At 67.2% G+C, this 26,572-nt stretch carries 16 protein-coding genes; 7 read left to right on the top strand and 9 right to left on the bottom strand.

The features are described from left to right. Window positions 1-37: 37 nt before the first annotated feature. From FHY18_RS05310 to FHY18_RS05295, 4 genes are all read left to right on the top strand, one after another. Window positions 38-7,102, top strand: coding sequence for an Hpt domain-containing protein (locus FHY18_RS05310; RefSeq protein ID WP_259152026.1), 7,065 nt, complete (start codon window positions 38-40; stop codon window positions 7,100-7,102). A gap of 7 nt (window positions 7,103-7,109) precedes the next feature. After that, window positions 7,110-8,297 (top strand): chemotaxis protein CheB, encoded by a 1,188-nt coding sequence (locus FHY18_RS05305; protein WP_259152512.1) that lies wholly within the window; start codon window positions 7,110-7,112, stop codon window positions 8,295-8,297. 33 nt (window positions 8,298-8,330) lie between these two features. Next, window positions 8,331-8,810 (top strand): chemotaxis protein CheW, encoded by a 480-nt coding sequence (locus tag FHY18_RS05300; RefSeq protein ID WP_046962981.1) that lies wholly within the window; start codon window positions 8,331-8,333, stop codon window positions 8,808-8,810. Window positions 8,811-9,107: 297 nt separating this feature from the next. After that, window positions 9,108-9,698: a GNAT family N-acetyltransferase gene (locus tag FHY18_RS05295; RefSeq protein ID WP_259152021.1), complete on the top strand. Its 591-nt coding sequence runs from the start codon at window positions 9,108-9,110 to the stop codon at window positions 9,696-9,698. A 651-nt stretch (window positions 9,699-10,349) separates the two neighbouring features. Here the strand turns inward: FHY18_RS05295 and FHY18_RS05290 are convergent. Genes FHY18_RS05290 through FHY18_RS05280 form a run of 3 tightly spaced genes read right to left on the bottom strand, consistent with a single transcriptional unit; the run spans window position 10,350 to window position 14,772 of the window. Then, entirely contained in the window at window positions 10,350-12,413 is a 2,064-nt protein-coding gene (locus tag FHY18_RS05290) for a hypothetical protein (RefSeq protein WP_259152020.1), read from the bottom strand. After that, window positions 12,410-12,982 (bottom strand): sigma-70 family RNA polymerase sigma factor, encoded by a 573-nt coding sequence (locus tag FHY18_RS05285; RefSeq protein ID WP_104562684.1) that lies wholly within the window; start codon window positions 12,980-12,982, stop codon window positions 12,410-12,412. Before FHY18_RS05285 ends, FHY18_RS05290 begins: the two co-directional genes overlap by 4 nt. 29 nt (window positions 12,983-13,011) lie before the next feature. Then, entirely contained in the window at window positions 13,012-14,772 is a 1,761-nt protein-coding gene (locus tag FHY18_RS05280) for a VWA domain-containing protein (RefSeq protein ID WP_259152014.1), read from the bottom strand. A 743-nt stretch (window positions 14,773-15,515) separates the two neighbouring features. Here FHY18_RS05280 and FHY18_RS05275 point away from each other — a divergent pair. Together FHY18_RS05275 and FHY18_RS05270 are read left to right on the top strand one after the other, a co-directional pair. Beyond that, window positions 15,516-16,580, top strand: coding sequence for a N(4)-(beta-N-acetylglucosaminyl)-L-asparaginase (locus FHY18_RS05275; protein WP_259152013.1), 1,065 nt, complete (start codon window positions 15,516-15,518; stop codon window positions 16,578-16,580). After that, a complete protein-coding gene (locus tag FHY18_RS05270; RefSeq protein WP_259152010.1) occupies window positions 16,577-17,323 on the top strand; it encodes a copper homeostasis protein CutC in 747 nt (248 codons plus the stop codon). The genes FHY18_RS05275 and FHY18_RS05270 overlap by 4 nt, the downstream gene beginning before the upstream one ends. 18 nt (window positions 17,324-17,341) lie before the next feature. On the opposite strand, the gene FHY18_RS05265 is transcribed toward FHY18_RS05270, so the two are convergent. Beyond that, the gene (locus FHY18_RS05265; RefSeq protein ID WP_259152008.1) at window positions 17,342-17,530 is read right to left on the bottom strand and encodes a hypothetical protein; all 189 of its coding nucleotides are present in this window, start codon (window positions 17,528-17,530) and stop codon (window positions 17,342-17,344) included. Window positions 17,531-17,540: 10 nt separating this feature from the next. Then, complete coding sequence (locus tag FHY18_RS05260) at window positions 17,541-18,617, bottom strand: sialidase family protein (protein WP_259152007.1); 1,077 nt, start codon at window positions 18,615-18,617, stop codon at window positions 17,541-17,543. 463 nt (window positions 18,618-19,080) lie between these two features. Between FHY18_RS05260 and FHY18_RS05255 the strand changes: the two genes are divergently transcribed. After that, complete coding sequence (locus FHY18_RS05255) at window positions 19,081-19,410, top strand: RebB family R body protein (RefSeq protein ID WP_259152005.1); 330 nt, start codon at window positions 19,081-19,083, stop codon at window positions 19,408-19,410. A 54-nt stretch (window positions 19,411-19,464) separates the two neighbouring features. On the opposite strand, the gene FHY18_RS05250 is transcribed toward FHY18_RS05255, so the two are convergent. The 4 genes from FHY18_RS05250 to FHY18_RS05235 form a co-directional block, all read right to left on the bottom strand. Then, on the bottom strand, window positions 19,465-19,668 hold the full coding sequence (locus FHY18_RS05250; protein WP_259152004.1) for a hypothetical protein: 204 nt from the start codon (window positions 19,666-19,668) through the stop codon (window positions 19,465-19,467). Between the two features lie 676 nt (window positions 19,669-20,344). Then, window positions 20,345-22,180 (bottom strand): beta-galactosidase family protein, encoded by a 1,836-nt coding sequence (locus tag FHY18_RS05245; RefSeq protein ID WP_259152511.1) that lies wholly within the window; start codon window positions 22,178-22,180, stop codon window positions 20,345-20,347. A gap of 257 nt (window positions 22,181-22,437) precedes the next feature. Next, window positions 22,438-24,780, bottom strand: a complete 2,343-nt coding sequence (locus tag FHY18_RS05240; protein WP_259152002.1) for a GH92 family glycosyl hydrolase — start codon at window positions 24,778-24,780, stop codon at window positions 22,438-22,440. 114 nt (window positions 24,781-24,894) lie between these two features. Further along, window positions 24,895-26,358, bottom strand: coding sequence for a glycoside hydrolase family 125 protein (locus tag FHY18_RS05235; protein WP_259152000.1), 1,464 nt, complete (start codon window positions 26,356-26,358; stop codon window positions 24,895-24,897). Window positions 26,359-26,572: the final 214 nt, after the last annotated feature.

The following is a 26,572-nucleotide window of genomic DNA, read 5'->3' as shown; positions in this document are numbered from 1 at the left end:
GCGCAAGCGGTGAGCCGGCCGTTGTCAGGGGGCTGCAATGAGTGCGCTTCGCGATGCGATGAGCCACGCCGCGCTGGGCTGGGTCAAGCCGGAGCTGGACGAGACCTTGCGCCAGGCGCGCAACGAGATCGAATACTTCGCCGAAGAACCGTCCGACACCAGTCGGATGCGCTTCTGCGCCGGTTACCTGCATCAGGTGCAGGGCACCTTGCGCATGGTCGAGCTATACGCGCCGGCGATGGTGGCCGAGGAACTGGAGCTGCTGGCCAACGCGGTGCAGGCCGGTGAGGTCAGCGACCGCGACGAAGCCTGCGCCATGCTGATGCGCGGCACCGTGCTGCTGCCCGATTATCTGGAACGCCTGCAGAACGGCCATCGCGACATTCCGATCGTGCTGCTGCCGTTGCTCAACGAAATCCGTGCCACCCGTGGCCAGCCGGGTCTGAATGAAAGCGTGTTGTTCGCGTTCGATCCGCAGGCCGGTGTCGCCACCGAAGCCGAGCTGGATCACGCACGCGGCAGCCTGTCCGGCCGCAATCGCGAACTGCTCGACACGGTCGGCAGTGCGGTCAAGGAAGAATTGCTGCGCGTCAAAGACGCGCTGGATCTGCATCTGCGCACCGGCGGCGACATCGCCGAGCTGCAGACCCAGGTCAATGACCTCGGCAGTGTGGCCGACACCCTGGGCATGATGGGCCTGGGCGTGGCGCGCAACGTCGTCGTGCAGCAGCGCGATGCGCTGGCGCGCGTGGTCGATGGCCAGGTGCAGATGGACGAAGGCGTGCTGCTGGATATCGCCGGCGCGCTGCTGTACGTGGATGCGTCGCTGGACGATCAGGTCGCCAGTCTGGGCGCCGACAGCGGCGACGGCAACGAGGCCAGCAACAGCGCCACCTCGTCGGAAGTGCGTCGCACCGTCGATGTGCTGGCGCAGGAGGCGATCGCCAACTTCGGTGCGGCGCGCGAACACTTCGTCGCCTTCATCGAGACCAATTGGGATCACGCGCGTCTGGCCGACGTGCCGCATCTGCTGGGCGAAGTCGGCGGTGCCTTGCGCATCCTCGAACTGCCGCAGGCGGCCGATTACCTGGAAGGCGTGCGCCGTTATGTCGATCTGGAACTGATCGGCAAGCAACGCGTGCCCAGCGGACGTCAGCTGGATACGCTGGCCGACGCGATGGCCAGCCTGGAGTATTACCTGGAAGCCCTGCGCGAGCGCCGTCCCGGCCGCGAGGAGATTCTGGACATCACCCGCAACAGCCTGGAAACGCTGCGCTATTGGCCGCTGCCTTCGGGCCAGCCGTCCGAATTGCCGGTCGGTGCCGACCAGCCGGGCAGCGTTGCCGAGGTGCAGCCGGTTGCCGTGTCGCTTGCCCAGCATGCCGGCACGCCGGACGCGGCGGCCAACGATGCGGCGCCTGTCGCGCCGCTGGAATGGGCCAACGAAACCGTGGTCGAAACGCCGTTCGCGGCCAGCGTGGTGCACGACACCGGCGCCGCGGCGACCGATACGGTGTTCTCGTTCGACCCGGTGGCTGCAGAAGAAACCCTCTCCGGCCAGGCGCACGTGCCGTTTACGGTTGCGCCGCTGGACTTGTCCGACGACGGTACGCATGCGCCCGGCGATTGGCAGCTGGAAACCACCGAACAGGCTGCACCGATCGCCACGTCGGCGTTCGACCCGGTATCGGCCGAGCAGGACGGTCACGCAGCGAGCGAGGCCGCGCAGGTCAGCTACACCGTGGATCTGAGCGCGCTGGAACAGGAGCAGGCCGCTGCGCCTGTGGTGGCCGACACCACGCCGTTGCAGATCGAGCAGATCGAGTTGCCTGGCGATATGGACCAGGTCGACGCACCGCTGGATTTCATTGCCGAGAACCATGCGCGCCGCGCGCAGACCAGCATCGAAGATGCGTTCTCGCCGCCGCCGGCTCCGCCGCAGGAACTGGACGATCCGTTTGTCGAGTCCGCGCCGGACGTTGCACCGGACGCGCCGGCCGACGCCAGCGCCGAGCAAACGACTCCGCGCGTTCAGCAGGCCACGGTCAGCGAGTTCGAACTGGACGATGCTTCGGCCGCCTTCCTGGCGCAGCTCGACGCGGCCGCCGCGCAATTCGACGTGGCGCGTCCGCAGGATGCACCGGCCCCCAGCGACGCAGCGTCCGATGCAGCGCCGCTGCAGGCAGCGAGCGAAGCGGCGGCGGCCGATACCGCCGATGCCGGCATTTTCGGCGGCTTTGGCGACAGCGATATCGATGACGACATCCGCGATGTCTTCCTCGAAGAATTCGACGAAGAACTGGTCAACCTCGGCCAGTTGCTGCCGGTCTGGCGCGCTGCGCCCAATAGTCCGGACCACCTGCGCCCGATCCGCCGCGTCTTCCACACCTTGAAGGGCAGTGGGCGTCTGGTCGGTGCCAGCGTGCTGGGCGAATTCAGCTGGAAGATCGAGAGCATGCTCAACCGCGTGCTCGATAACTCGCGCCCGGCCAGCCCGGCGGTGGTGGCGATGGTCGAGCTGGCCTACGAAGTGCTGCCGCAATTGAACGCAGCGCTGCGCGACCAGGGCCGCATCGGTGCCGATTTGCCGCAGATCCAGGCAATCGCCGAGCGGGTGGCCGCGGGCGAAGAGGTCTATTACGTGCCCGCACCGGCAACGCCGGTGGCGGTTGAACCTGCTGCGATTCCTGCCGTTGCCGGGGCGCTTGTCGCCAGTGGCACGCCGGCGTCGGTGGACAGCGTGCTGCGCGAGATCCTGGAAGCCGAAGTCGCCACGCATCTGGAAACCGTCAACGCCTGGCTGCAGGCCACGCAGGTCGAGCCGCAACTGGCAACCGAAGAGTTGCTGCGTGCCGTGCACACCATGAGTGGCGCGTTCGCGATGACCGATGTGCCGGAAATCACCTTGGTGACCACGCCGGCCGAAAGCTATGTCAAGCGTCTGCTTGCGGCGTCGCAAACGCCCTCGCAGGACGGCATCGATGCGATCACCGCTACCGCTGCGGCGATCGCGACCACGGTTACCGCACTGCGCGCCGACGCGCCGTTGATTCCGTCGTTTGCGCCGTTGACCGAGCGCTTGCGCGCCCTGGTGGACACGCTGCCCGAAGCGCAGTGGCCGCCGCAGGTGGCCCTGGACGAGCTGGACGAGCTCGACGCTGCCGGCGACGAGCTCGACGCCAACGAAACGGTCGAACTCACCGGCGTGGAGGATCTGTCGCAGTACCTGGACTCCAGCGCACTGCCGGCCGATACCGCTGCACCGACGCATCCGGCCGACCAGCCGCAAGACGCCGATGCACACGCCGAGGCTCCGATTGCGGTGGACGAGCTGGCCGGCGCCGAGGCAGACAGTTCGCTACACGCGCTTGAGGTACCTGCAGCCAGCGACGAGCACGTCGCAGCGCTGGAGCAGGATGACGCGTTCGCCGAATCTGCCGATGCCGATGCCGCATCCAGCGATGGCGTCGCCCCGCTCGCGCACCCCGAGCAGGCCGACTCGCTGCACGGCGAAGCCGCGCAGCATGACGAAGCCGCAGCCCAGGGCACCGATGCGCACGACAGCTCGGTCGATGAGCCGGCGGTCGAAGCCGACGCCTGGGATGCCACCGAGCTGCAGCACGGCGAGGCAGCGGATGCGGCATCGCAGCCTGCCGACCCTGTCGAAGATGCAGCAAGCGAAACGTACGCCGCTGCCGATGCAACGCCGTCTGCGCACGACGCTGCAGACCATGCCACGCACCTGGACGACAGCGTTGCGGTAGACGAGCTGGCCGAGGCGGAGGCCACGTTGGGCCACACGCAAACGCTTGCACCAGTGGCCGATACCGACACGCTTGCAGACCAAGCGACTGTCGAAACCATCGACGCATTGGATGCGGTGCACACCGATGTCGCGGTCGCCGACGAGGCGCCTGCCGCGATCGCCGAGGACTGGACCCCGGAAACTGCGGCGCTGGACAGCGTTTCGACCGACCACGATGGTCAGGGCCTCGATCAGGGGTATGTCGACCACGTCGCCGCGTCGCCCGAACACGCCGCCGGCGCGCAGGATCACCATGGCGAGCATGCGGCCGACCAGGCCGCAGAGCACGCCGAATCGGTGCAGGCGCACGACGCAGATGTAACGACGAGCGAACAAGCGCAGCACGCTGCGCAAGCGGACGATCACGCCGGGGCGCAATACCATGCGGACGCCGAGCAGGCGGCGCATTCCGAAGCGCAGGCGGCGTACGACGCACCGTCGCAGTCGGACCCGTTGGTTGAATCGAGCGAGCAGGCGGACGCGATCGAACCGGCGCAGCTGGACGAGCAAGCGCACTACGATGCGCCGACCGCCGAAGCTGACGACAACGTAGCGCAGGCGGACGTCGAGCACGTGGATGCAGCGCACGCAGAGGACGAGCACGCCGAGACCGAGCACGCCGCGACGGTGCATGCCGATGACGCCGTGCCGGAGCAGACCATCGCGTCGGTGCAGGCGTTCGAAATGGCGCATGCGGCCGATCAGGTCGAAGAATCGGGCGATCCGCAGTCCGAGACCGTGCCGGAGTTGCAAGACCACAGCGCGACCACCGACGCCGACGCGCCCCACGACGACGCGATTGCAACGCGCGATCGGGCAGAGCACATCGACGCCGCTGAATCCGCGACGGCCGAGCCTGAGAATGTCGAGCACGAAGCCAGCGCAGCGGCGGCCCTCAGCGCACCGGTGGAAGACGCCGCGCCGGTCGAAGCGGCCACCAACGAGGTGGGCGCCGCGTTCGATATCGGCCCGCTCAACTTCGATCAGCTCGATGGCGAACTGGTCGACATCTTTGTCGAAGAAGGCCGCGACCTGCTCGACCATTGCGACGGTCTGCTCGCCCGCATGCGCGAAGTGCCGGAAGACCGCGAGGTCCTCAACGGACTGCAGCGCGATCTGCACACGCTCAAGGGCGGCGCGCGCATGGCCGGCATCAACGCCATCGGCGACCTCGGTCATGCGATCGAATCGCTGCTCGAAGCAGTGGCGGCCAACCGGACCGACATCGATCGCGATGACGTGCGCCTGTTCGAACGCGGCTTCGACCGCCTGCATCAGTTGTTGACCCGTACCGGCATGCACCGCGCCGTGTCGATGCCGACCGACCTGGTGGAAGCCTTCGAAACCCGCACCCGTGGCCGCAATGCCGCCCCGCCCAGCGACGCCGATGTGCGCGCGATCGCCAAGGCATCGGTGGAGCCTGCGCCGCTGTCGGCGCCGGTGCCGGTCGACGGCCAGGTCGAAGAAGAACTGATGCCGCGCGCGCAGCAGGAACAGGTGCGCGTGCGTGCCGACCTGCTCGACCGCCTGGTCAATCACGCCGGCGAAGTGGCGATCTACCGTTCGCGTCTGGAACAGCAGATGGGCGCCTTCCGCGGCGCCATGGGCGAACTGGATCGCACCAACGCCCGTCTGCGCGACCAGCTCCGTCGTCTGGATCTGGAAACCGAAGCGCAGATCGTGGCGCGTTATCAGCGCGAACAGGACCAGGGCGATCGCACCTTCGATCCGCTGGAGCTGGACCGCTTCTCCACCCTGCAGCAGCTCAGCCGCGCGCTGAACGAATCGGCGGCCGACTTGGGCGGCTTGCAGGGCGTGCTGGAAGATCTGTCGCGGCAGTACGACGGCCTGCTGCAACAGCAGTCGCGCGTCAGCTCCGAACTGCAGGACGGCCTGATGCGCGCGCGCATGGTGCCGTTCGACGGTCTGGTGCCGCGCCTGCGCCGTGTGGTGCGCCAGGCAGCCAGCGATACCGGCAAGCAGGTGCACCTGGTGCTGGAAGGCACCCAGGGCGAACTGGATCGCAACGTGCTCGACCGCATGGTCGCGCCGTTGGAACACATGCTGCGCAACTCGGTCGCACATGGCCTGGAAACGCCAGAGCAACGCCGCGACGCCGGCAAGCCGGAAGAAGGCAGCATCGCCATCCGTCTGCGCCGCGAAGGTTCGGAAATCGTGCTGGAAGTGGCCGACGACGGCGCCGGGCTGGACCGCGAGGCGATCCGTCGCCGCGGCGAGCAGCGCGGCCTGATCGAGCCCGGCCAGCAGCTCAGCGAGGCCGAACTGGATGGCCTGATCTTCGCTTCCGGCTTCAGCACCTCCGAACAGGTCAGTCAGCTGTCCGGCCGTGGTGTGGGCATGGACGTGGTGCGCAACGAAGTGCGTCAGCTCGGCGGCTCGGTGGATATCCACTCGGTGCGCGGCCAGGGCGCCACCTTCACCCTGCGCCTGCCGCAGACGCTGGCGGTCACCCAGGCGGTGTTCGTGCGCATCGGCGAAACCACGTTCGCGGTGCCGGTGGGTTCGGTCAGCGGTATCGGCCGCATCTCGCGCACCCGCTACGAATCGGGCGAGGGCGGTTATCACTACGCCGGCGAAGAGTACGTGCTGCACGACCTGGGCTCGCTGGTCGGCCAGCCGGTTGCGCGCGCCGATGGTCAGGCGCAGGTGCCGTTGCTGCTGGTGCGTGCGGGCGATCTGCGCGCCGCAGTGGCGATCGATCAGGTGCTGGGCAACCGCGAAATCGTGGTCAAGCCGGTGGGCCTGCAGATCGCCTCGGTGCCGGGTATCTACGGCGCCACCATCACCGGCGATGGCCGCGTGGTGGTGATCCTGGACGTGGCCCCGCTGGTGCGGCGTTACCTCAGCCAGCCGGCGCGTCCGACCCTGGAAACCCCGGCCGAAGCGCAGCGCCAGGTGCCGTTGGTGATGGTGGTCGACGACTCGCTGACCATGCGCAAGGTCACCAGCCGCGTGCTGGAACGCCACAACCTGGATGTCACCACCGCCCGCGACGGCGTGGAGGCACTGGAGCTGCTCGAAGAGCGCGTGCCGGACCTGATGCTGCTGGATATCGAAATGCCGCGCATGGACGGCTACGAGCTGGCCACTGCGATGCGCGCCGACCCGCGCTTCAAGTCGGTGCCGATCGTGATGATTACCTCGCGCAGCGGCGAGAAGCATCGCCAGCGCGCCTTCGAGATCGGCGTGCAGCGCTACCTGGGCAAGCCTTACCAAGAGTTGGATCTGATGCGAAACGTGTATGACCTGCTGGGGATCGCCCGTGTCCGAGACTAATGGCGCAATGGGAACTCCGGTCGCCCTGCTGGGTCGGCCGGGCCAGGCGCGCGAGCGCCTGCGCGAAGCGCTCGGCCTGGCCGGTGCGCAGGTCGTGCTGGAAGACGAACCGTCGGCGGTCGACGTGCAGATGCTGCGCGACGCCGAGCCGGTCGCGGTGCTGGTCGCGCTGGAGCCGGCGATCGAAGATGCGCTGGAAGCGTTGGAGCCGGCCTTCAACATGCCCGGCGTGACGGTGATCTTCGACGAGGCCGAACTCACGGTACGTCGCGAGGGTTGGGAAGCACAGCGTTGGGTGCGCCATCTGGCCGCCAAGCTGCACGGCCATGCCGATGTGTTGCCGCCGGGCACCGAAAGCGAGCCCTCGCTGCAACCCGAGCCGGGCCTGACGCTCGCACCGCGACAGCATTCGGATCTGCAACTGGACCAACATCTGGAAGCGGCCGCGCATGCCTTCGAAAGCATGCCGGGCGATGCGATGTTCACGCGTGCCGTCGATCACGCGCAGACCTCAAATGGTGCCGACAAGCAGGGCCCGACGCTGGGCGATTCCAGCACCTGGGGCCTGGTCGACGAGGTTGCCGTGGTGGTGCGCCCGCGCACCGAAGTGGATGTGGCTGCGCTGTCGACCGGCGGCCTGTCGCTGGTGGATCTGGAGCACAGCGGCGAGGTGACCGGCGCAGTGCTGGTGATGGCCGGCATCGGTGGTCCGGATGCGATCCGCCGCCTGCTGGCTGCGCTACCGCCGAATTTCCCGCGTGCGGTGCTGGTGCGGATGACCCTCGATGGTGGCCAGTACGGCAACCTGGTGCGACAGATGGGGCGCGTGTCCGCGTTGCCGGTCGAACTGGGCGAGCCTGGGCAGGTGGTCGTGCCGGGCAAGGCCTATGTGTTGTCCGACGAACTTGGCGTACAGCAGCACGCAGGTGCGCTGGCGTTCGTGGCGCACAGCGATCCTGCGGCGCTGATCGCCGCGCTGCCGGCCAACGACAGTGCGGTGCTGATGCTCAGCGGCGCCAACGAGGCGCTGGTGGAGGCATCGCTGGCACTGGCCGAGCAGGGTGCTTGGTTGGCCGGTCAGTCCGCCGACGGCTGCTACGACCCGGCCGCTGCGGCGCGCCTGGCCCGACAAGGCATTTTGACCGGCGATCCTGCGCAGTTGGCGCAGGCGTTGGCACAGCGTTGGCCGGCGTAAGCCGGGCGCTCCCTCTCAGATCGGAATGGTGCGATGAGCTACGCCAACAATGACGAAATCCGCGGCGTCCTGATTCAGGCCGGCACCGAGCGCGTGCTGCTGCCGAACGCCACGGTGGCCGAGGTGATGTCGCGCGTGGCAGTCGAAGCGCTGCCGGACATGCCGCGCTGGGTCGTGGGGCGTATCGACTGGTATGGCTGGAAAGTGCCACTGCTGTCGTTCGCACGCCTCAGCGGCCTGGGCGAGGAGCCCACTGCCGTCAACAACAAGGTCATCGTGTTGAAGGCGCTGGGCGGCAATCCTGCGTTGCCGTACTTCGCGTTGCTGACTGCCTCGTTCCCGCAACTGATTTCGGTGCCGCGCGACGGCTTGCTGGCCGACGCCTCGGAAGACGCGCTGCCGGACGGCGTGCACATGCGTGTGCTGCTCGGCGAACAAAGCGCGCTGCTACCGAATCTGGATGCCATCGAGTCGCAGGTGGCGCAGGCGCTTGACTCGGCTGCCGCCGCCTAGGGCAGCCGGTAGAGCGACACCGCAGTCGTCGGACCGGCACTTGCGGTGCTCCCCATCGGCAGAGCGTGCGCGCGCAGTGCAGCCTCCGTGCGATTGTCGGATCCAACCGGGACATGCAGCCAGCGTATCGGGCGCCGCGCTGGCAGTGACTGCAAGCCGGGCGATGCGTTCGCGGTCACGCGGCTGCAAGAGCCAGGCCGGGGTTCGGTTCGCTACCGGTAGCGCAGCTTTGACGGTGCGATGCACGGCTGTCATCGTTCGATACGCTGCGCAATACCGCGGTTGCAGAGGGATGCCATGAGTCTGCCCGCCTTCAAGCCCGTGCGCCATGCGGACGGTGTGGTGTTGTCCGATCTGGCCAACATCGACCCCGCTGCCGTCGCCGACTACCACGCACGCAACCGCGCCCATCTGATCGAGGCGATGCCGCTGCGGCCGCCGGCGTTCTATACCGCCGAGGGCTGGCGGCGGTTGTGCATCGCCTACCGCGCGTCGGTACCCGGCGAGCGCGAGCTGCAGCTGGTGCTGTGTGCCGGGCAGGAGGTGATCGGCACGCTGGGCTTTACCCAGATTCAGCGCGGCGCGTTTCAGGGCTGCCATCTCGGCTATGGGCTGGATGCCGCGGCACAAGGGCGTGGCCTGATGCAGTGGGCTGCCACGCAGGGCATTGCGTTCGTGTTCGGTCCGCTGGGGCTGCACCGGGTGATGGCGCAGTACGTGCCGGACAATGTGCGCAGCGCGCAGGTGCTGGCGCGGCTGGGCTTCCAGATCGAAGGCCGCGCGCGACGCTATCTGCAGTTGAACGGCGTCTGGCGCGATCATGTGCTGACCAGCCTGTTGCGCGAGGATGGCGAGGCTGGCGAGAACGGTGAGGTGGCCGAAGGCTGATCGGCGCAGCGAAGGCGGGCAGTTTGTGACGTCTCTGCTGTTACTGGTCGTTGCACGCTGCTGGCGAGCAGTGACGCCTGGAGTCGCGTTGCACCACGCGTTGATGCCGGGACGGCGCGGGTAGGAGCGCATGCGTGACCCTGCCTTGGCCGGAACTTGGGCGGACTGCGCGCGTTGATCCGCATTCAGCGGCCAAGCGCGCCATTGAGCTGCGGTACTCGATGGAGTGCGTTGGCACTGGCATCAACGCCGCAGGCGCACGCGCACCGATGCGCTGTGAGCCTGAAGGTGGAACGCTTGTACGCGGATGCGCTGGGCTTGGATATTGCCGCCGCCAGCCGCCAGCCGCCAGCCGCCAGCCGCCAGCCGTCAGCCGTCAGCCGCCCGCATGCCTGCAGCAGGTCGCTGCAATCTCGGCTGTCTTCATCGATCCTCTGCGCAACAGCGAACGGCACGGGTCGCATACATCGGTGCGCACTGCGCTCCACGTTTTGCTCTTGCGGTGGCACGGTTAAGCAGTTGCTGCCGAACGGCTGCGGTTGGCCTCCAAGACCAGGCAGCGTCCACAGCCATTGCGCGATTGGTCCATGTCGGTTCCAGGCAGAGGGTTGTGCCTGGCTGGCGGCCGAAACCCACCTGTAGGCGCCGGGCTCAATCGGCGCTCAGGGCGACCTGTACCTCGATGCGCAGGCGATCATCCGGTAGCTGCGCATTGGGCGCGATCTCGATCTGCGTGGACCAGCCGCGATCGCGACAGGCGGTACGCAGCTGGTCCACCCAACGCCTGACGTCAGGTGCATCCGGTGTGGCGGCTTCGAGACGCAGCCTGATCGGCGCGCGCTGGCCCGCGCGCAGATGGCGATCGATCCATTCGCCCGGAGTGCTCGACAGTGGCAGCAACTGCATTGCCGCGGCAGACGCAGCGCGCTGCCGCGCAGTGTCGGATGTCGCAAGCCTGCGGGCCGATACCGGTTTTGGCGCCACTGCTTCGGCCGACATTGCTGCAGTGTTGTCTGCCTGCCGTCGCTGCGCCGCGGGGGCTTTCAGTGGAGCCGTTTTCGGCGGAGTGCGCGATAGCAGCCCGGAAGGCTGAGTGGCTGGGGTGGCACTGCCAGCCTGGATGGAGGGGGGCGACTTGCCGGCTTCGGCGAGTGATCGCTGCTGGGTGTCGATGGCCGGCAAGGGTATGCCGGGCACGTGTGCCGAGGGGGGCGCCACTGCGTTCGGCCGCTCTTGCGTGGTCTGTTGCGCGCTGCCGTCGGCAATCGCGACAGATTCGCGCTCGGCAGAGATGGGCTGCGTGGCGTCGACGTCCGTGTCGGCAATCGCTGCCATCGGGGCTGCAGGCATCGATGGGGACGGTGCAGCGACCATCGGTTCCGGCAAGACTGCAACAGGCGCAGGCGCAGGCGGTGCCGGTGGAGCGGGCGAGGCAGACGGCGCTGGACTCGGGGGAGCGGCGAATGCGGCTGAGGGCTTTGCCGATACGGGTGGTGGCATGGATGCCAATGGTGGTGGCACCGGCGAGCGTTCTGCGACCAGGCCGCCTTCGTATGCAGGTGCAGAGTCGGACTCGGCCGGGCTTGCCGCCACCGACGCAGCCTGCGGTTCATTGGTCCGGTCTGCAGGCTCCTGGACGGCGACGCGTGCCGCCTCGATGGGCGGCGCGGGCAGAGCTACGTTGGCCCGCCAGTGCAGCCCGACACCCACGGCCAGGGTGACCGAGGCGGCCAGCGCCAGCGCCGGCATCCAGCGTTGCCGGCGCGCGCGCCGCACCGCCGGTGTTGCCGAATGCAGCGCATCGGCTACTGCCGCAGCGTCGGGCGTTGTTGCGTTGGTCGTCACTTCGGCCGTTGCGATGGCCTGGGCCGCGCTCTGCGCGGAATCGTCCGCTGCAGGACCGGAGACCTCCGCGGTCGCAGCCTGCGCAGCTGGCTGACTGTCACCGGTCGACGCATCCGCTTCAGCGCCGTCGTGCCGATACCGTGCATCGCCATCGGTCCAGTCGCTGCCGGTGGCCGGCGGCAGCTGCTGCAGCCATGCACGCGTCGCGTCCTGCACCGGTGCGCCCAGTGCCTGTGCCGCATCCTCGCCGGCACCAAGACGCCCCTGGATGGCGGCGCGCCGTGCGGCCTGAGACAGGTCGGCCTGCGCGGCTGCAGCAGCAAACACCGCAGCCATCGATGATGGCGGTTCGAACTGCTGCGCCGTTGTATTGCGCGAGCCGTCAGTCGGCGTTGCGGTGTGGGGGCTGTCAGCCTGCACAGCCGATGCAAAAAACGCGGCATCCATCGATGCGGGTGGCTCGAACTGCGCGGTTTCTTGCATGGCTGCATCGCGCGCGCCTTCCGCCGGCGGCATGGCCTGCGTCTGGTTGGATTGCGCAGTCGACGCGGCAACCGGCGCATCCATCGATGCGGGCGGCTCGAATTGCGTGGTTCCTTGCATGGCCGCATTGCGCGCGCCTTCTGCTTGCGGCCTGGCTTGCGTGTGATCGGATTGCGCAGCCGACGCGGCAACTGGCGCGTCCATCGACGCGAGTGGTCCGCATTGTGCGGCGTCTTGCGCAGCGGTGTTGCGTGCGCGCTCGGCCTGCTGCGCGGCCTGTGCAAACCAGGCATCCATGCGCGCAGGCGGAAGATAGCCCGGCTGGGCCTGCAACAGTGCAGCCAGGCCGTCGTCGCCAGCGAGGAAGCGTTCGAAGGCCGCGTTCATTGCACCGCGTCCAGGCTCAGGCGCAGTTTCGCGAAGGCGTAGCGCAGCCGGCTCTTGACCGTCTCGAAGCCGTCGCCCACCACCTGCGCGATGTCTTCCACCGCCAGCCCGACGAAGAAGCGCAATACCACCACTTCGCGTTGCGCATCGGGCAGCGCCATGACCGCTGCGCGCACGCGCTGTTGCTGCTGCCCCAGCATGGCCAGTTGCTCGGTGGACAGGTCATCGTCGGGCAGCTGCAGATGGGGGTCTTCCAGCGGCACCGAGGTGGCGACGTAGGCACTGCGCCGCGTGTCGAGCCAGGCATTGCGCGCGATCTGGAACAGGAAACTGGTGAAGGCGGCCTGCCCCGGGCGATAGTCGCTGCAGCGGGTCATCAGCTTGACCCAGGTTTTCTGCGCAAGGTCTTCGGCCTCGCTCAGATTGCCTTCGCACTGCCAGGCCAGGAAGTTGAACAGGGCGCGGTTATGGCGCTTGAACAACTCGGTGGCCGGTTGTTCGACAAAACCATTGGCGACGAGGAGCATGAGCTCCTCGTCGGGCAGCGGCGCAAGATCGGCTGGATGCATCCGCGCAGTATAGGCAACCGCCGCGTGCATCAGTCCGTGGTTGCGACCGGCCGGCTGCCGAGTGCTTCGGCCTGCTGCACCATGCGCAGGAAGTCGGCGCGATACCCGTACCGATCCTTGCCGATACTGCCTGCGGCCAGGGCGCGCACCTGCGGGAAATCCCAGCCGTGCAGCTGGCTGCCACCGCGCAGGCGCTGGCCGAAACCGGCCACGGCCGCAGAGAAGCGGAAGGCCTCGCTGGAGGCATTCAATGCCACCTGCTGGTCGCGGCGGATGACGGTATCGAGCAGGCTGCTGCGGTGCGCGCTTGGCAATTTGTAGCGCAGTTTGAGGTGGGCAAGTTCGTTGTCTGCGTTGCCCGCCGGACGCAGCAGGCTGGCGGCGTAGCGCAGCGGATCGACCGACGCGGTGCTGTTGACCGGGGTGATTTCATACAGCGCGGTCACGCTGTGACCGGCACCGATGTCGCCGGCATCGACCTGGTCGTTGTTGAAGTCTTCGCGGCGCAGCGCACGATTCTCGTAGCCGATCAGGCGGTATTCCTGCACGGTGGCCGGGTTGAACTCGACCTGGATCTTGACGTCGCGCGCGATGGTTTCCAGCGTGGCGCCCAGCTCGTGGGTCAAGACCTTGCGCGCTTCCAGCGGCGAGTCGATATAGGCGTAGGCACCGTCGCCGGCGTCGGCCAGCTGCTCCATCAAGGTGTCGTTGTAGTTGCCGGTGCCAAAGCCCAGCGTGGACAGCGCCACGCCGGAACGGCGCTTCTCGGCCACCATGCCCTTGAGCGTATCGAAGTCGGTGACGCCCACGTTGAAGTCGCCATCGGTGGCCAGCAGGATGCGGTTGATGCCGCCACGCAGATAGCTTTGCTGCGCCGCCTTGTACGCCAGCTCGATGCCGCTGGCGCCGGCGGTGCCGCCGCCCGATTGCAGGCTGTCGATGGCTTCGACAATGCGCGCTTGTTGATTGCCTGAAGTGGGCGGCAGCACCACGGCGGTGTTGCCGGCGTAGGTCACCAGGGTGATGCGGTCCTGCGCGCGCAATTGACGCGTCAGCAGCTTGAGCGAGGATTGCAGCAACGGCAGCTTGTCGGGCGCGTCCATCGACCCGGAGACATCGACCAGGAACACCAGGTTGGCTGCCGGCAGCGCGGTGGTCGGGACATCGCGTCCGTTGATGCCGATGCGCAGCAGCAGGTGCTTGCCGTTCCAGGGCGCGGGAGCCAGTTCGGTGCGCACCGCGAAGGGCTGGCCATCGCGGGGCGCGGGGTCGTCGTAGCGGAAGTAGTTGATCATCTCTTCCACGCGCACCGCATCCACCGGCGGCAGGCTGCCACTGGTGAGATAGCGCCGCACGTTGCTGTAGCTGCCGGTATCGACATCGATGCTGAAGGTGGACACCGGGCTTTCAGCGGCCTGCACGATCGGGTTGTCGCTGAGGGTCTGATAGGTCTCGCGGTTCTCGACCGGGGCGGCCGGTGGAGCCGGCATGATCATGCTGCGGCTTTCGGGGAGTGCCATCAGCGCCGCAGCAGGCGCTTGCCGCGCAAGCGCGCCGTTGTGCATCGTTGCAGGCCGCGCGTGCACTGGTGGAGCTGGGGGGGCGGGCGTGTACGCGACCGGCGGAGGCGGCATGGCTTGATCAATAGGCGTGTACTCGATCTCGGCTGTGGAAGGTGGCGGCGCCACTGCGTCGGGCGATGCGGGTGGATCGCCAACGACGGGTGAGGTGGGTTCGTGCGAGCAGGCGCTCAGCAGCAAGGCGAGCGCGAGAAGGCTGTGACGTGGCATGGGAATCCTTTGCGTGGCGAGAACGAATGGGTGAACAACCGGGCAGCCCGAGGTCGCCGTGCACTGCGCCTCTGCAGGTGAAACGGGCCAGGGCGGCAAACGGGGTTAAACGGATGCAGTTTTTTTTCCAAGCGCTGCCGTGGCGCTCAATGGCCGTCAGCGGCAGTGGCATGGTCGTGTCCGCTGCGTTGCGGATCCGGCTCGGCGACGCGCGGCGGACGTAGCCGCGCTGGTGGGTTGAAGTGCGTGGAGAGCCCGCGACGGGGGGTAGGACTGGTGCAGAACCCTTCATTCGCGCAGGTAGTGTCCTGGGAGCCGAGCGTGGGCGTGTCGCCGACGTATCAGGTCGCTTGTTCAGTGGCGGCTGGCGACTGCACGCGGTGGACCGGACGTGTTGCCGCTTGCCCGCCCGACGCCTTGGCTCTGTATTGGCGGGCAGGTCTTGGCACATGCCATCGACCCGGCGGTGAGTGCGCAGCTCAGCCATCGCCGACATCGGCGTGCCCGAGTCCACCGGCCTGCATCGCATCGACGTCCGTGCAGGCTGTCTGCCGCAGCAGCCGCTGGCCGAAGCTGCGACCTTGCGAAAGCAGGCGCGGCTGCGCGCATCATGCCTGCGGGCGTTATGCCTCAATCCGCATCGCGGCGCGGGGTAATGCGGTTTATCCGCGGACGTTGCTGCCGCATGATGGGAGGATGCGGCGCAGTGCGCGGCATCTGTTTCCGTTATGGAGTTCGCCTGGATGATTCAACGTCGTCATTTCCTCAAGAGCGCCACCCTGGGCGCCATCGCTTCCGGCCTGGCCGGATGGGGCGCACGTGCGCAGGCCGCGGCCGCTGGCACGGCGGCGGTACGTCCTGCGGCGTTGCCCAAAGGTCAGGCACGGGTGATTTCCACCTGGGATTTCGGCGTGGCCGCCAATCAGGCCGCGTGGAAAATCCTCAGTGCCGGCGGCATTGCGCTGGATGCGGTGGAAGCGGGCGTGCGCGTGCCCGAAGCGGATCCGACCAATCCCACCGTCGGCCTGGGCGGCTACCCCGATCGCGACGGTCGGGTGACGCTGGATGCCTGCATCATGGATCACCTGGGCAATTGCGGCGCGGTGGCATCGCTGGAAGATGTGGTGCACGCCATCTCGGTGGCGCGCGCGGTGATGGAAAAGACCCCGCACGTGATGCTGGTCGGCGATGGTGCGCGGCAGTTCGCGTTGGAACAGGGCTTTCCGAAGACCAAGCTGCTGACGCCCAGCTCTGAAGCGGCGTGGAAGCAATGGTTGAAGACCTCCAAGTACTCGCCCGAGGCCAACGTGGAAAACCGCGCCTGGCGCGATGCCAAACTGCCCGGCGGCAAGGACAATCACGACACCATCGGCATGTTGGCGCTGGATGCGCACGGCAACCTGTCCGGCGCCTGCACCACCAGCGGCATGGCGTGGAAGATGCACGGCCGGGTCGGCGACAGCCCGATCATCGGTGCCGGCCTGTACGTGGACAACGAGGTGGGCGGCGCGACCTCCACCGGCGTGGGCGAAGAGGTGATCCGCAATGTCGGCAGTTTTGCAGTGGTGGAAATGATGCGCCAGGGCAAGTCGCCGGCCGACGCCTGCCGCGAGGTGGTGATGCGGTTGATCCGCCGCAAGCCGGAGCTGACGCGCACGCTGCAGGTGGGATTTCTGGCGATGAACAAGCGTGGCGAGGTGGGTGCGTTCGCGATCCAGAAAGGCTTCAGTTACGCAGTGTGCGATGCGCAACGGCAGGATCTGCTGGTGCCCGGCGAGAGCCATTACACCAGCGAGCCGGCGGCATGAGTGCATCGGGTCTTGAAGTGGCGGCCGATTCGGTGGCATCGGCCGTGGCCGCGCAGGACGGCGGGGCGATGCGGGTGGAGCTGTGCGGCGGGCTGGATGGCGGCGGCCTGACGCCCTCGTTCGGCACGCTGGCGGTGGTGCGCGCGCGCTTGCGGATTCCGCTGTATGTGCTGATACGCCCGCGCGTGGGCGACTTCGTGTTCAGTGCCGATGAGGTGGAGGCGATGCGCCGCGATGTGCAGCAGTGCGTTGCGCTGGGCTGCGATGGGGTGGTGCTGGGCGCGCTGGATCGTCATGGCCAGGTCGATATGGACACGATGCGGGTGTTGATCGATGCGGCCGGATCGCTGGGCGTGACCTTCCATCGTGCGATCGACGTCAGTGCCGAGCCTGCGCGCGCGCTGGAAGATGCGATCGCGCTGGGCTGCGAACGCGTGCTGACCTCCGGGGCACGCGCCAGTGCCATCGAGGGCGCGGACGTCATCGCCGCGCTGGTGCGGCAGGCCGCCGGCCGCATCGGCATCATGCCGGGCGCGGGTGTCTCCGAGCACAATGTCGCCGACCTGCGCGCCAGGACCGGTGCCTGCGAATTCCATGCATCCGCCCGTGGCCCGGTGGCTGCGCAGGTGCCTGCGCCGCATGCCTACATCAGCGACCTGGGCGGCGATTACCAGCGCACCGACGTGCAGCGGGTGCGCAGGATTGTGGACGTGTTGGGCGCGTCGGCTGCTGCAGCTGGCTGAGCGTTCCGGGCTGCTGCTTTATGCCTGGTGCAGCGCGGCCCTCATCCGCCCTTCGGGCACCTTCTCCCGCAGGCGGGAGAAGGAACGTTGATCGATGGCGGCGGGGGCGCCGGACTGCAGCGGCGTCGAGACGCTGAAGCGCAGCGTGTGGCGATGCCGGGGCAGCGCCGGCGCGAGGCGCGCGCGATCGACCCGGCGCCGGAACATCGCGCCGCCGTCAGCCGCCGCCCTGGCCCGCAAGCAGTGTCGGATCGAGTACCACGTGTTTGATGCGCTGGCGCTTCCAGGTGTAGCTGATGTGCACCAGACCGTCGCGTGTCTGGATGACCGCCGGGTACGAGAATTCGTTCTTGGCGCTGTCTTCCAGCGTCACTACCCGCTGCCAGTGCACACCATCGTCCGACAGTGCCACCGCCAGCGTGCCGCGTCCCTCCCACCAGTCCTTGCCGGCGATGGCGGGGTTGTAGACCAGCAAGGCGCGACCGTCGCGCAGCATCACCGCGTCGGTGCCGGAATTGGGGTTCTGCACATCCAGCAGTTGCATCGGCTGCCAATGCAGGCCGCCATCGTCGGAGAAGGTGCTGAAGAGTTTGTTCTGCTGGCTGCGGCCCAACGCCTGTACGCGGCCGTCGGCATGCAGCAACAGGCTGGGCTGGATGGCGCCGATCACGCCGGGGTCGTTGAGCGGCATGCCGCGCTGCCAGTGCGCGCCGTCGTCGTCGCTCCATTCCAGATGCGCACGCCAGCCGCGGTCTTCGCTGCTGCCGGGTGCCAGGATGCGTCCACTAGGCAGTTGCAGCGGCTTGTTCTTGATCGGCCCGAGAATGCCGTTGGGCAACTGCTGCGGCGCAGACCAATGCGCTCCATCGTCGGCCGAGGTCATGCGCAGCCCCCACCATTGCCGCGGGTTGGGACCGAGCTTGTAATACAGCTGCACCGGGCCGGTGGCCGATTGAAACAGCACTGGATTCCAGGCCGGTACGCTCGCTCCCTGCGTGCCGGCGTGCGTGCCATCGGCAATACGGCGTGGTAGCTGCCACTGCTGCGCGTCGCGCCGGGTCAGCCAGATGCCGACGTCGGCCGCGCCCTCGTATGCGCCCCCGAACCAGGCCGCCAACAGATGGCCATCGCGGGTTTCCAGCAGGGTGGATGCGTGCGCCTGCGGGGTGGGTGCCGGGTCGGCGATGAACTCGCTGAGCATGATCGGCGAAGGCGGAAACACGGGAGAGCGTGCCTGCGCGTTGCAGGCCGCAAGACCGGCAACAAGGCAGGTCAGCAGGCGAGTGGAAAACATCGGGGTCCGGTGTTGTGTGGATTCAATAGAGACCTCTTTATCATCTATTGAATACCTGTGCCTTGACCATCCTGGGTGGCAGCGGTTGCCAACCATGTGCGGCAAGGGCAACTGGTCGGGCGCGCCAGCGAGGCGGTCGGTAAGCAAGTCCACAGGCGTTGGCATGTCTCTGCTGCCGCAGGATCGCCACGTGGCCAAGTGCGTTGACGGCAAGGTTCATGCCGGCGCAGCTGGTGGAGCTGGCCTGGCGCCATGGTCCGATCGACGATTGGTGGCTGGACGGCACATCGGTGTTGCGACGTGCATTGCGAAGCTGCATTGCGCCGATTCAGCGATACGCCCCTGCGCCGTTATCGGAAGGGCACCGCGTGCGTTGTAGCCCGGTCTGTGCATCGCGACGTCGCGAGCAGGCCATTAACGGTCAGGGCGCAAGCCGTGCATTCCGCCCACCCCGGAGCCGAGCATGGCCATTCCAACTACAGTCAATGACCAGATCACCGATGCCGTCACCCAGTCCAACGTCAAGGTCGTAGGCGAAGCGCCAGCGATCGCGCTGGGCTCGGTCTACCAGACCATGGCCCATTCGAGCGGCATCCTGTTCCAGAACGCCGTCGCGGCGCAGCAACAGCAAAACACCCTGGCGCAGGCCGCGACCGACCAGGGCGTGATGCAGATCTACAGCGTGGATACCACGGCGTGCGCCGGCGCGAGCGAACACGTGGCGCAGACCGGCGTGGCCGACAATCTGACCAGCCTGCTCACCGTGCTCAAATCGTTCCAGTCCGGCAGCTGATGCGCGTTGGCGGCTTGCGAACGCGGCCGCCACCGCTGCACGTCCTCGGTGTGCTCAGGTCGCGTTGTCGTCGCGGACCTGCGGCGGCAACAGCGTCTGCGGCTTCTTGGCCGACTGGGTCTGGCACAGGAAGGTCATTGTGTGCGCCGCTTCGGTGCTGTCCATCGGCTTGCTGTGAAGCTGCTGGGCAAATGCGTGCTGGGTATGCTCCGGGGCAACGGAGGTGGACTCTTCGGCAACAACGGTGGACGACGACATGCAACGCTCCTGGAACCTGCAATCAGGCCGTCTACGTAGCAACCAAAGCGCCCCCGTAACGGTGTCAGCCGGTGATCTTGCCTGGAATATGGTCCGCCCGATACCAGGGCGGCAGCAGGCGGTACAGGTGCACCGGACTTCCAGATAGCGGCGCGGAGGGCACGGACTGAAGGGCAGGGAGCCTGGGCGGCTGACGCGCAGTTGGCCTGCGGTGGGTTTGGCGGTGGCGCAGGGTGGGCGAGGGGTGTGTCCGTGCCGTAACGCTGTTGGCCGGACCGTGGATTTGCGCGGGGATGTGCCAGGCGCAGGCTGGCTGCATGCGGCCATGCAGTCCATGCGGATTGATCCGTACCCCACCTCAACCTCTGTTCCGGCGGGAAAGGGGCTCTGTCGAGGGCGGCTGGGGTTTGATCGCTTCGCTTTTCGGGAGAATGTGCCCCCGCAGGGGCGGATACGGGGCGGCATGGCTTGGTGTGCCTGGGACCACGCGCATCACGCAGTGGGGCAGTGCTGGCGCACGCGGTTGGCTTCCAGGGAAACAATGGGTTTGACGCGTGCCGCGCGATGGTGCCGGCCGGTCGCCTCGTACCCTCACCTCAACCCCTCTCGCAAAGGGAGAGGGGCTTGAGCATTGCAGTCGCGTACCACCTTCACGGCCTGCGCGACGGTGCAGCGATCACTGCTCCGGCTTGAGCCACACCTGCTGTTTCAGGCCGCGCACGCCGGGTTTGGCGGTGCTGTCCAGGTCGAACACCACCACGCTGTTGTCGCCCTTGCGCTGGAACGGGGCGGGGAAATACAGCGCCGTTTGCGGGCCGATCTTCCAGTGGCGGCCCAGGTTGACGCCGTTGGCCCAGGCGATGCCCTTGCCGAAGGCGCGCATGTCCAGGTAAGTGTCGGTGGGCGTGCCGATGCGCAGGTTGCCGCGGTGGAAGGCGGGGCCTTGCACGGGCTTGCGGGTCCAGCCGTGGAGGCTGTCGGGCGAGCGCATCGGCAGCGGGAAGGCCTGCCAGCCGGTGAGCTGCCGGTTGTCCAGCAGTACCGGGTCGACCAGGCCGGCGCGGCCGTCGGCCATGCGTGGGCCGTAGTTGATGCGGCCGCTGTTTTCGACCAGGACATCCAGGGTGTGTTGGCCGGCGGGAATGTCCACGTCGGTGGCGACCTGCTGCAGCCGGCGTTCGACGCTGCCGACCGGCTTCTGATCGACGTACACCCGCGCCACATCGCGCACCTCGCCCAGATACAGCGAACCCTTGCGCGGGCCGGTGATGGTGGTGCGGTAGAGGATGTAGCCGTAGTCCTGGCCGAAGTGCTCCATCGGCTGCGGGGTGTCGATGGCGATCGGTGCGGGCAGGTTGTCCCACAGCGAGGCGGATTCGCGTAACTGGGTTTGCGGCAGTGCGGCCATGGCGATCGGTGCCGGCAATGCGGGCGGCTGCACGCCGGTGACCCGGGCGATGGCATCGCGCATCAGCGCGAACTTGGGCGTGGGCTGGCCGGCTTCGTCGAGGATGGCGTCGTAATCGTAGCTGGTGGTCTGCGGCGCGTAATGGTCGCTGGGATTGCCCTGGAAATTGGCGCCATTCATGAAGCCGAAGCTGGTGCCGCCGATGAACATGTAGAGGTTGGCCGAGTGGCCCTGGCGCAGGATCCATTCCAGTTCTTCGGTCTGCTGTTTGGCATCGGTGCTGGCGTGCGGCGCGCCCCAATGATCGAACCAGCCGGCCCAGTATTCGCCGACCATGCGCGGTTGCTCGGGGCGGAACTTGATCAACTTGTCGAACGCGCTCTTCGCCTCGCCTGGCGCGAAATTCACCACTGCCAGGGTGTCGGGCAGGGTGCCATTGGCGAGCATGTCCGCGCCGTCCGAGGTGAACAGCAGCGCCTTGTCGAAGCCGGCCTTGACGAACATGGCGCGGTTGTCGGCCATGTAGGCGTGGTCGTCATCGTAGGAGCCGTATTCGTTCTCCACCTGCACTGCGATGATCGGGCCGCCGTTGTGGTTGAGCAGCGGTTGCACCTGTGTTGCCACCGCATCCAGGTATGCCTGGCTGGCGCCGAGAAAGCGCGGGTCGCGGCTGCGCACGCGGATGTTGTCCTTGCCGAACAACCACGCCGGATAACCGCCGGCTTCCCATTCGGCGCAGGCGTAGGGGCCGGGGCGCAGGATGACGTTGAGGCCTTGCGCGGCGGCTTCGCGCACGAAGGCGGCCACATCGTTGTTGCCGGAAAAATCGAACTGGCCTTGCTGCGGTTCGACCAGATTCCAGAACACGTAGGTCTCCACGGTGTTCAGGCCGAGTGCGCGCGCTTTTTGCAGGCGGTCCTTCCAGTAAGCGCGTGGAATGCGCTGGAAATGGATGGCGCCGGAGAGGATCTGATACGGCTTGCCATCGCGCACGAACTGCGTGCCCTGGGTGCCGAAGGCGGGCCAGGACTCGGGCGTAGCAGCGGAGGCGGGCAGCGCGAGCGCCAGGGCCAGAACCAGGGGGGCAAGAGTGGTACGCAGCATGGAGGTCTCGATGTAGGTGGGGCCGGTGGTGCGGGTGGATGGCAGGCGGCCGTGTTTGCGTTCTGCCCTCATCCGCCCTGCGGGCACCTTCTCCCGCTTGCGGGAGAAGGGAAGAGCAATCCCCGCCTGCGGAATCAGAAAGCAACTTCCACTCGCGAATAAACAAGCGATCCTTGTTTTTGCGTGAGCGGGGAAGGACGTTCCCCATTCGCGCAGCAAGAAGCGAACGCGCCGCTCGCGCAAGCGACGTACCGGCATTACGCGAACGACGGTGGCAGATCCTTCTTGTCTGCGCCGAAGGCCGGGTTCGGCTTGGGTCCCATCGCAAATTCCAGCGTGCCGCCGGCAGCCAGCTCGGTGTGACGTAGCCAGGCGCGGGTGAGCGATTTGCCGTTGAAGGTCAGCGACTGCACATAGACGTTCTGCGCGCTGTTGTCCTTGGTCACGATGCGCAGTGTGCGGCCGTTGCCCACGTCCAGCGTGGCGCGCTCGAACAATGGGCTGCCGAGCACGTAGTTGCCGCTGACCGGGTCCACCGCATACAGCCCGAGCGCACTGAGCACGAACCAGGCGCTCATCTGCCCGCAGTCTTCGTTGCCGGACAGGCCATTACGCGCGTCATGGTATTGCTCGCGCAGCAAGCGGCGCACCATCGCCTGGGTCTTGTACGGCTGGCCGGCGTAGGCGAACAGATAGGCCACATGATGGCTGGGCTCGTTGCCGTGCGCGTACTGGCCGACCAGGCCGTCGATATCCGGCGGCGCATCGGCCGGCAGTTCGGAGCTGGTGGAAAACAGTTCGTCCAGCTTGGCGACGAAACCGTCGCGGCCGCCGTACAAATCCATGTAACCGTACAGGTCGTGCTGGTTGAGGAAGGTGGCCTGCCAGGCGTTGGATTCGGTGAAGTCGCGCCATTTGGCGATGTGGCCCATGCCGCGCGGGTCGAATGGTTTGGCCCAGCTGCCGTCTTCCAGGCGCGCCTGCACGAAGCCGCTGTCGCGGTTGAAAACATTGCGGTAGTTGCGCGAGCGTGCGCGCAGCGCGCGTGCATCGTCGGTGGCGCCGGCAGCCTGCGCCAGGTGCGCGCAGGCCCAGTCGTCATAGGCGTATTCCAGGGTGCGGCTGACCGCTTCGTCCACCTTGTCGGCGGGGATGTAGCCAAGCTTGCGGTAGTACCCCAGGCCGTGCGTGGTGTCGTCCATCGCACGTTTGCGGTAGGCCGGCCACGCCGCGGCGTAGTCGATTCCGGTAAAGCCCTTGGCGTGCGCTTCGGCCAGCACGACGGCGGAGTGGTAGCCGATCATGCAGCCGGTCTCCACGCCTTGCAGCGGCCAGATGCCCACGCCGTCCGGGCATTCGTTGGCGCCGCGGACCAGGCACTGCACCAGGTCGGGAACGCGCTCGGGTTGTACCAGGGTGAGCAGCGGATGCGCGGCGCGGTAGGTGTCCCACAACGAGTAGGTGCTGTAGTTGTTGTAGCCCTTGGGTGCGGTGTGGATCTGCAGGTCCATGCCGCGGTAACGGTTGTCCACGTCGCTGAACAGCGTGGGCGCCAGCAGGCTGTGATACAGGCCGGTGTAGAAGATGCGGCGTTGCGCGTCGTCATCGCTGTCGATGCGCACACGTGCCAGCTCCTTCTCCCAGGTGGCCACCGCTTGCGCATGCACGCGGGAAAAGTCGAAGTCCGGCAGCTCGGCGTCGAGGTTGGCCAGTGCATTGTCGGCGCTGACGGCGGAGATGCCGACCTTGATCAGCAGTGGCGCATCGGAGGCATCGGGGAAGTGCAGTGCGGCCTTGAGATGCACGCCATCGGCGCTGCGCGTGCCGGCGGCCAGCGGCTGGTCTTCGTTGTACAGCTGCACCTGTTTGAACGGCCGCGACAGCCGCAGGGCGAAATAGATGTAGCGGCCCTGCGCCCATTGGTAGACGCGCCGGCCACCGGTGAGGGTGCGCTCGTCGACCACACGCAGCTGCGCATCGCTGACGCGGGTGGGGATGCCGGGTTTGTCCTGCATGCCGTGGCACAGGTCCAGCAGTACGTGCGCCGGTTTGCCCTTGGGGAAGTGATAGCGATGCAGGCCTGCGCGCGCAGTGGCGGTGAGTTCGGCATGCACGCCGCTGTCCTTGAGCCGCACGCGGTAATAGCCCGGCGAGGCGGCTTCGTCGCTGTGGTCGTAGCGCGAGCGGTAACCGGCATCCGGGTCGTCCAGTGGGCCGGGCACCAGCTTCACCTCGCCGGTGGCGGGTACCAGCAGGAAATCCAGCATGTCGCCGATGCCGGTGCCGGACAGATGCGTGTGCGAAAAGCCCATGATCGAGCCGTCGGATTCGTGGTAGCCCGAGCACGAATCCCATACCGCGTTATAGGTGTCCGGGCTCAGCTGCACCATGCCGAACGGCAAGGTCGCGCCGGGGAAGGTGTGGCCATGGCCGCCGGTGCCGATGAAGACGTCCACGTGACGGGTGAGGTCGGCGCGCACGCGCGCATCGGCCGGCAGCGCGTAATTGCCGGCGCGTGCGCGGGCTGCGCCGGGCAGGCCTACGCTGCCGAACAATGCTGCGGCGATGGCGCCTTGGAGAAAACCGCGTCGTGTTGCCATGTGTGTGGTCTCTGAATGTGCGGGCCGATGCCGGGGCACCCTCATCCGCCCTTCGGGCACCTTCTCCCGGCGGGAGAAGGGAAGCGTCGAACGCTGTGCCCTTCCGGTGGGGAATCAGGCGCTGCGCAGCAACTGGGGTTTGCGTTGGTGCAGGTCGATGATCAGTTCGCCGAACAAGGTGTTGGCCCAGGCGAACCAGTCGCGGGTGAAGGTGCTCGGGGTGTCCTTGTCGAACGCCTCGTGCATGAAGCCGGTGCCGGCGTGGGTGGTCTTGAGCCACTGCAGGCATTGGCGCAGCTGCGCATCGTCGTCGCTGACCAACGCGTATTGCACGATGGACATCGGCCAGATGGTGCCCATGCCGCTATGCGGGCTGCCCACGCCTTCGGCCGCCTTGCCGCGCGAAAAATACGGGTTGCGTTCGCTCCAGGCGAGCTGGCGGGTGCGCAGGAACACCGGGTCGCGCCGGTCGCAGCAACCCAGGTAGGCCAGACTAAGCAGGCCGGGGGCGTTGGCATCGTCGATGAACAACTGGTTGCCGAAGCCGTCCACTTCGAAGGCCCAGTACGCCTGGCCGTCGCTGTCGCGCAGTTGGCCGAACTGGCGCGTTGCGGTGTCCACCTCATCGGCCAGGGCGGTGCACTCGGCGGCAAACGCGGCATCGCGATGCAGTGCGGTGCTCATCGTTGCCAATTGGCGTAGCGAGGTCACCGCAAACAGGTTGGCCGGCACGAACAGCGGAAATACGCAGGCGTCGTCGGAGGGACGGAACATCGAGTGGATCATGCCGTTGGGTTTGGTCGGCTGGCCGTAGCCCTCCAGTACCAGGGTTTCGGTGGCTAGCGGGGAGGGACGCTGGAACACGTACGGACCACGGTTGTCCTTGCGCTGCTGCTCGCGGAAGGTCTTGACCACCACGTGCATCGCCGCGCGCCAGTCGTCGTCGAACGGTGCGGCATCGCCGGTGGCGCGCCAGTATTCGTGCGCGATGCGGATCGGGTAGCACAGCGAATCCACCTCCCACTTGCGCTCGCCCACGCCGGGCTTCATCTCGGTGATGTCGTTGAGCGACCACTTCAGGCGCTGGGTCTGGCCGTCGGGCAGGAAGGCGTTGGCATACGGGTCCAGCCGGATGCACGCGGCCTGGCGCTGGATCAGGCCATGGAACATGCGTCGCAACGCGGGGTCGCGCCTGGCCAGCGGCACGTACGGATGCACCTGCGCGGAGGAGTCGCGCAGCCACATCGCATGGATGTCGCCGGTGATGACGAAGGTGTCCGGCTTGCCGTTGCGGGTGCCGGTTTCCACCGTGGTGTCCAGCGTGTTCGGGTAGCAGTTCTCGAACAGCCAGGCCAGCTCGGGGTCGGCGATCTGTGCCTTGATCCGCACGATCTGCTGCTCGACCGCCTTGCTGACGAAGCGGCGCTGGGCCTTGGGCGGGCGCTTGCTGACGAAGGCACCGGCGGCCGTGGAGGCGCCGGCAGCGGGCGCGGCCGCGAAGGCAGGCAGGGCACTGGCCAGCAGGCCGGCACCGGCGCTGGCGCCGAGCAGCTGAAGAATGTCGCGGCGGGTATGCATGACCTCAAGACTCCATGGGTTCAACCTGCGATCCGCACGATGGTTCTCCCCGCGCTGGCGGCTGCAAGACGGCAGCCTGGGCGATGAGACCTATGCATGACCAATTCCTGATGACCATACAACGTGTGCGTCGAAACTGCATAGTGCGCTCGCACAATTTCGGGGGACGGGCGCTGCCGGATGCTTGCCAACGGAGGTGGCACGGCGGCTGCAG

This window comes from Xanthomonas sp. 3793 (genome assembly GCF_024806835.1).
Classification (GTDB): Bacteria; Pseudomonadota; Gammaproteobacteria; order Xanthomonadales; family Xanthomonadaceae; genus Xanthomonas; species Xanthomonas arboricola_F.
Note: the sequence above shows the minus strand (reverse complement) of the source record. Positions and strands in the feature narration are given on the sequence as shown.

Bases quoted from the DNA above. Each gene is read 5' to 3' on its own strand.
- FHY18_RS05310 (WP_259152026.1), top strand. From the start codon at position 38: ATGAGTGCGCTTCGCGATGCGATGAGCCACGCCGCGCTGGGCTGGGTC.
- FHY18_RS05305 (WP_259152512.1), top strand. From the start codon at position 7,110: ATGGGAACTCCGGTCGCCCTGCTGGGTCGGCCGGGCCAGGCGCGCGAG.
- FHY18_RS05300 (WP_046962981.1), top strand. From the start codon at position 8,331: ATGAGCTACGCCAACAATGACGAAATCCGCGGCGTCCTGATTCAGGCC.
- FHY18_RS05295 (WP_259152021.1), top strand. From the start codon at position 9,108: ATGAGTCTGCCCGCCTTCAAGCCCGTGCGCCATGCGGACGGTGTGGTG.
- FHY18_RS05290 (WP_259152020.1), bottom strand. From the start codon at position 12,413: ATGAACGCGGCCTTCGAACGCTTCCTCGCTGGCGACGACGGCCTGGCT.
- FHY18_RS05285 (WP_104562684.1), bottom strand. From the start codon at position 12,982: ATGCATCCAGCCGATCTTGCGCCGCTGCCCGACGAGGAGCTCATGCTC.
- FHY18_RS05280 (WP_259152014.1), bottom strand. From the start codon at position 14,772: ATGCCACGTCACAGCCTTCTCGCGCTCGCCTTGCTGCTGAGCGCCTGC.
- FHY18_RS05275 (WP_259152013.1), top strand. From the start codon at position 15,516: ATGATTCAACGTCGTCATTTCCTCAAGAGCGCCACCCTGGGCGCCATC.
- FHY18_RS05270 (WP_259152010.1), top strand. From the start codon at position 16,577: ATGAGTGCATCGGGTCTTGAAGTGGCGGCCGATTCGGTGGCATCGGCC.
- FHY18_RS05265 (WP_259152008.1), bottom strand. From the start codon at position 17,530: ATGTTCCGGCGCCGGGTCGATCGCGCGCGCCTCGCGCCGGCGCTGCCC.
- FHY18_RS05260 (WP_259152007.1), bottom strand. From the start codon at position 18,617: ATGTTTTCCACTCGCCTGCTGACCTGCCTTGTTGCCGGTCTTGCGGCC.
- FHY18_RS05255 (WP_259152005.1), top strand. From the start codon at position 19,081: ATGGCCATTCCAACTACAGTCAATGACCAGATCACCGATGCCGTCACC.
- FHY18_RS05250 (WP_259152004.1), bottom strand. From the start codon at position 19,668: ATGTCGTCGTCCACCGTTGTTGCCGAAGAGTCCACCTCCGTTGCCCCG.
- FHY18_RS05245 (WP_259152511.1), bottom strand. From the start codon at position 22,180: ATGCTGCGTACCACTCTTGCCCCCCTGGTTCTGGCCCTGGCGCTCGCG.
- FHY18_RS05240 (WP_259152002.1), bottom strand. From the start codon at position 24,780: ATGGCAACACGACGCGGTTTTCTCCAAGGCGCCATCGCCGCAGCATTG.
- FHY18_RS05235 (WP_259152000.1), bottom strand. From the start codon at position 26,358: ATGCATACCCGCCGCGACATTCTTCAGCTGCTCGGCGCCAGCGCCGGT.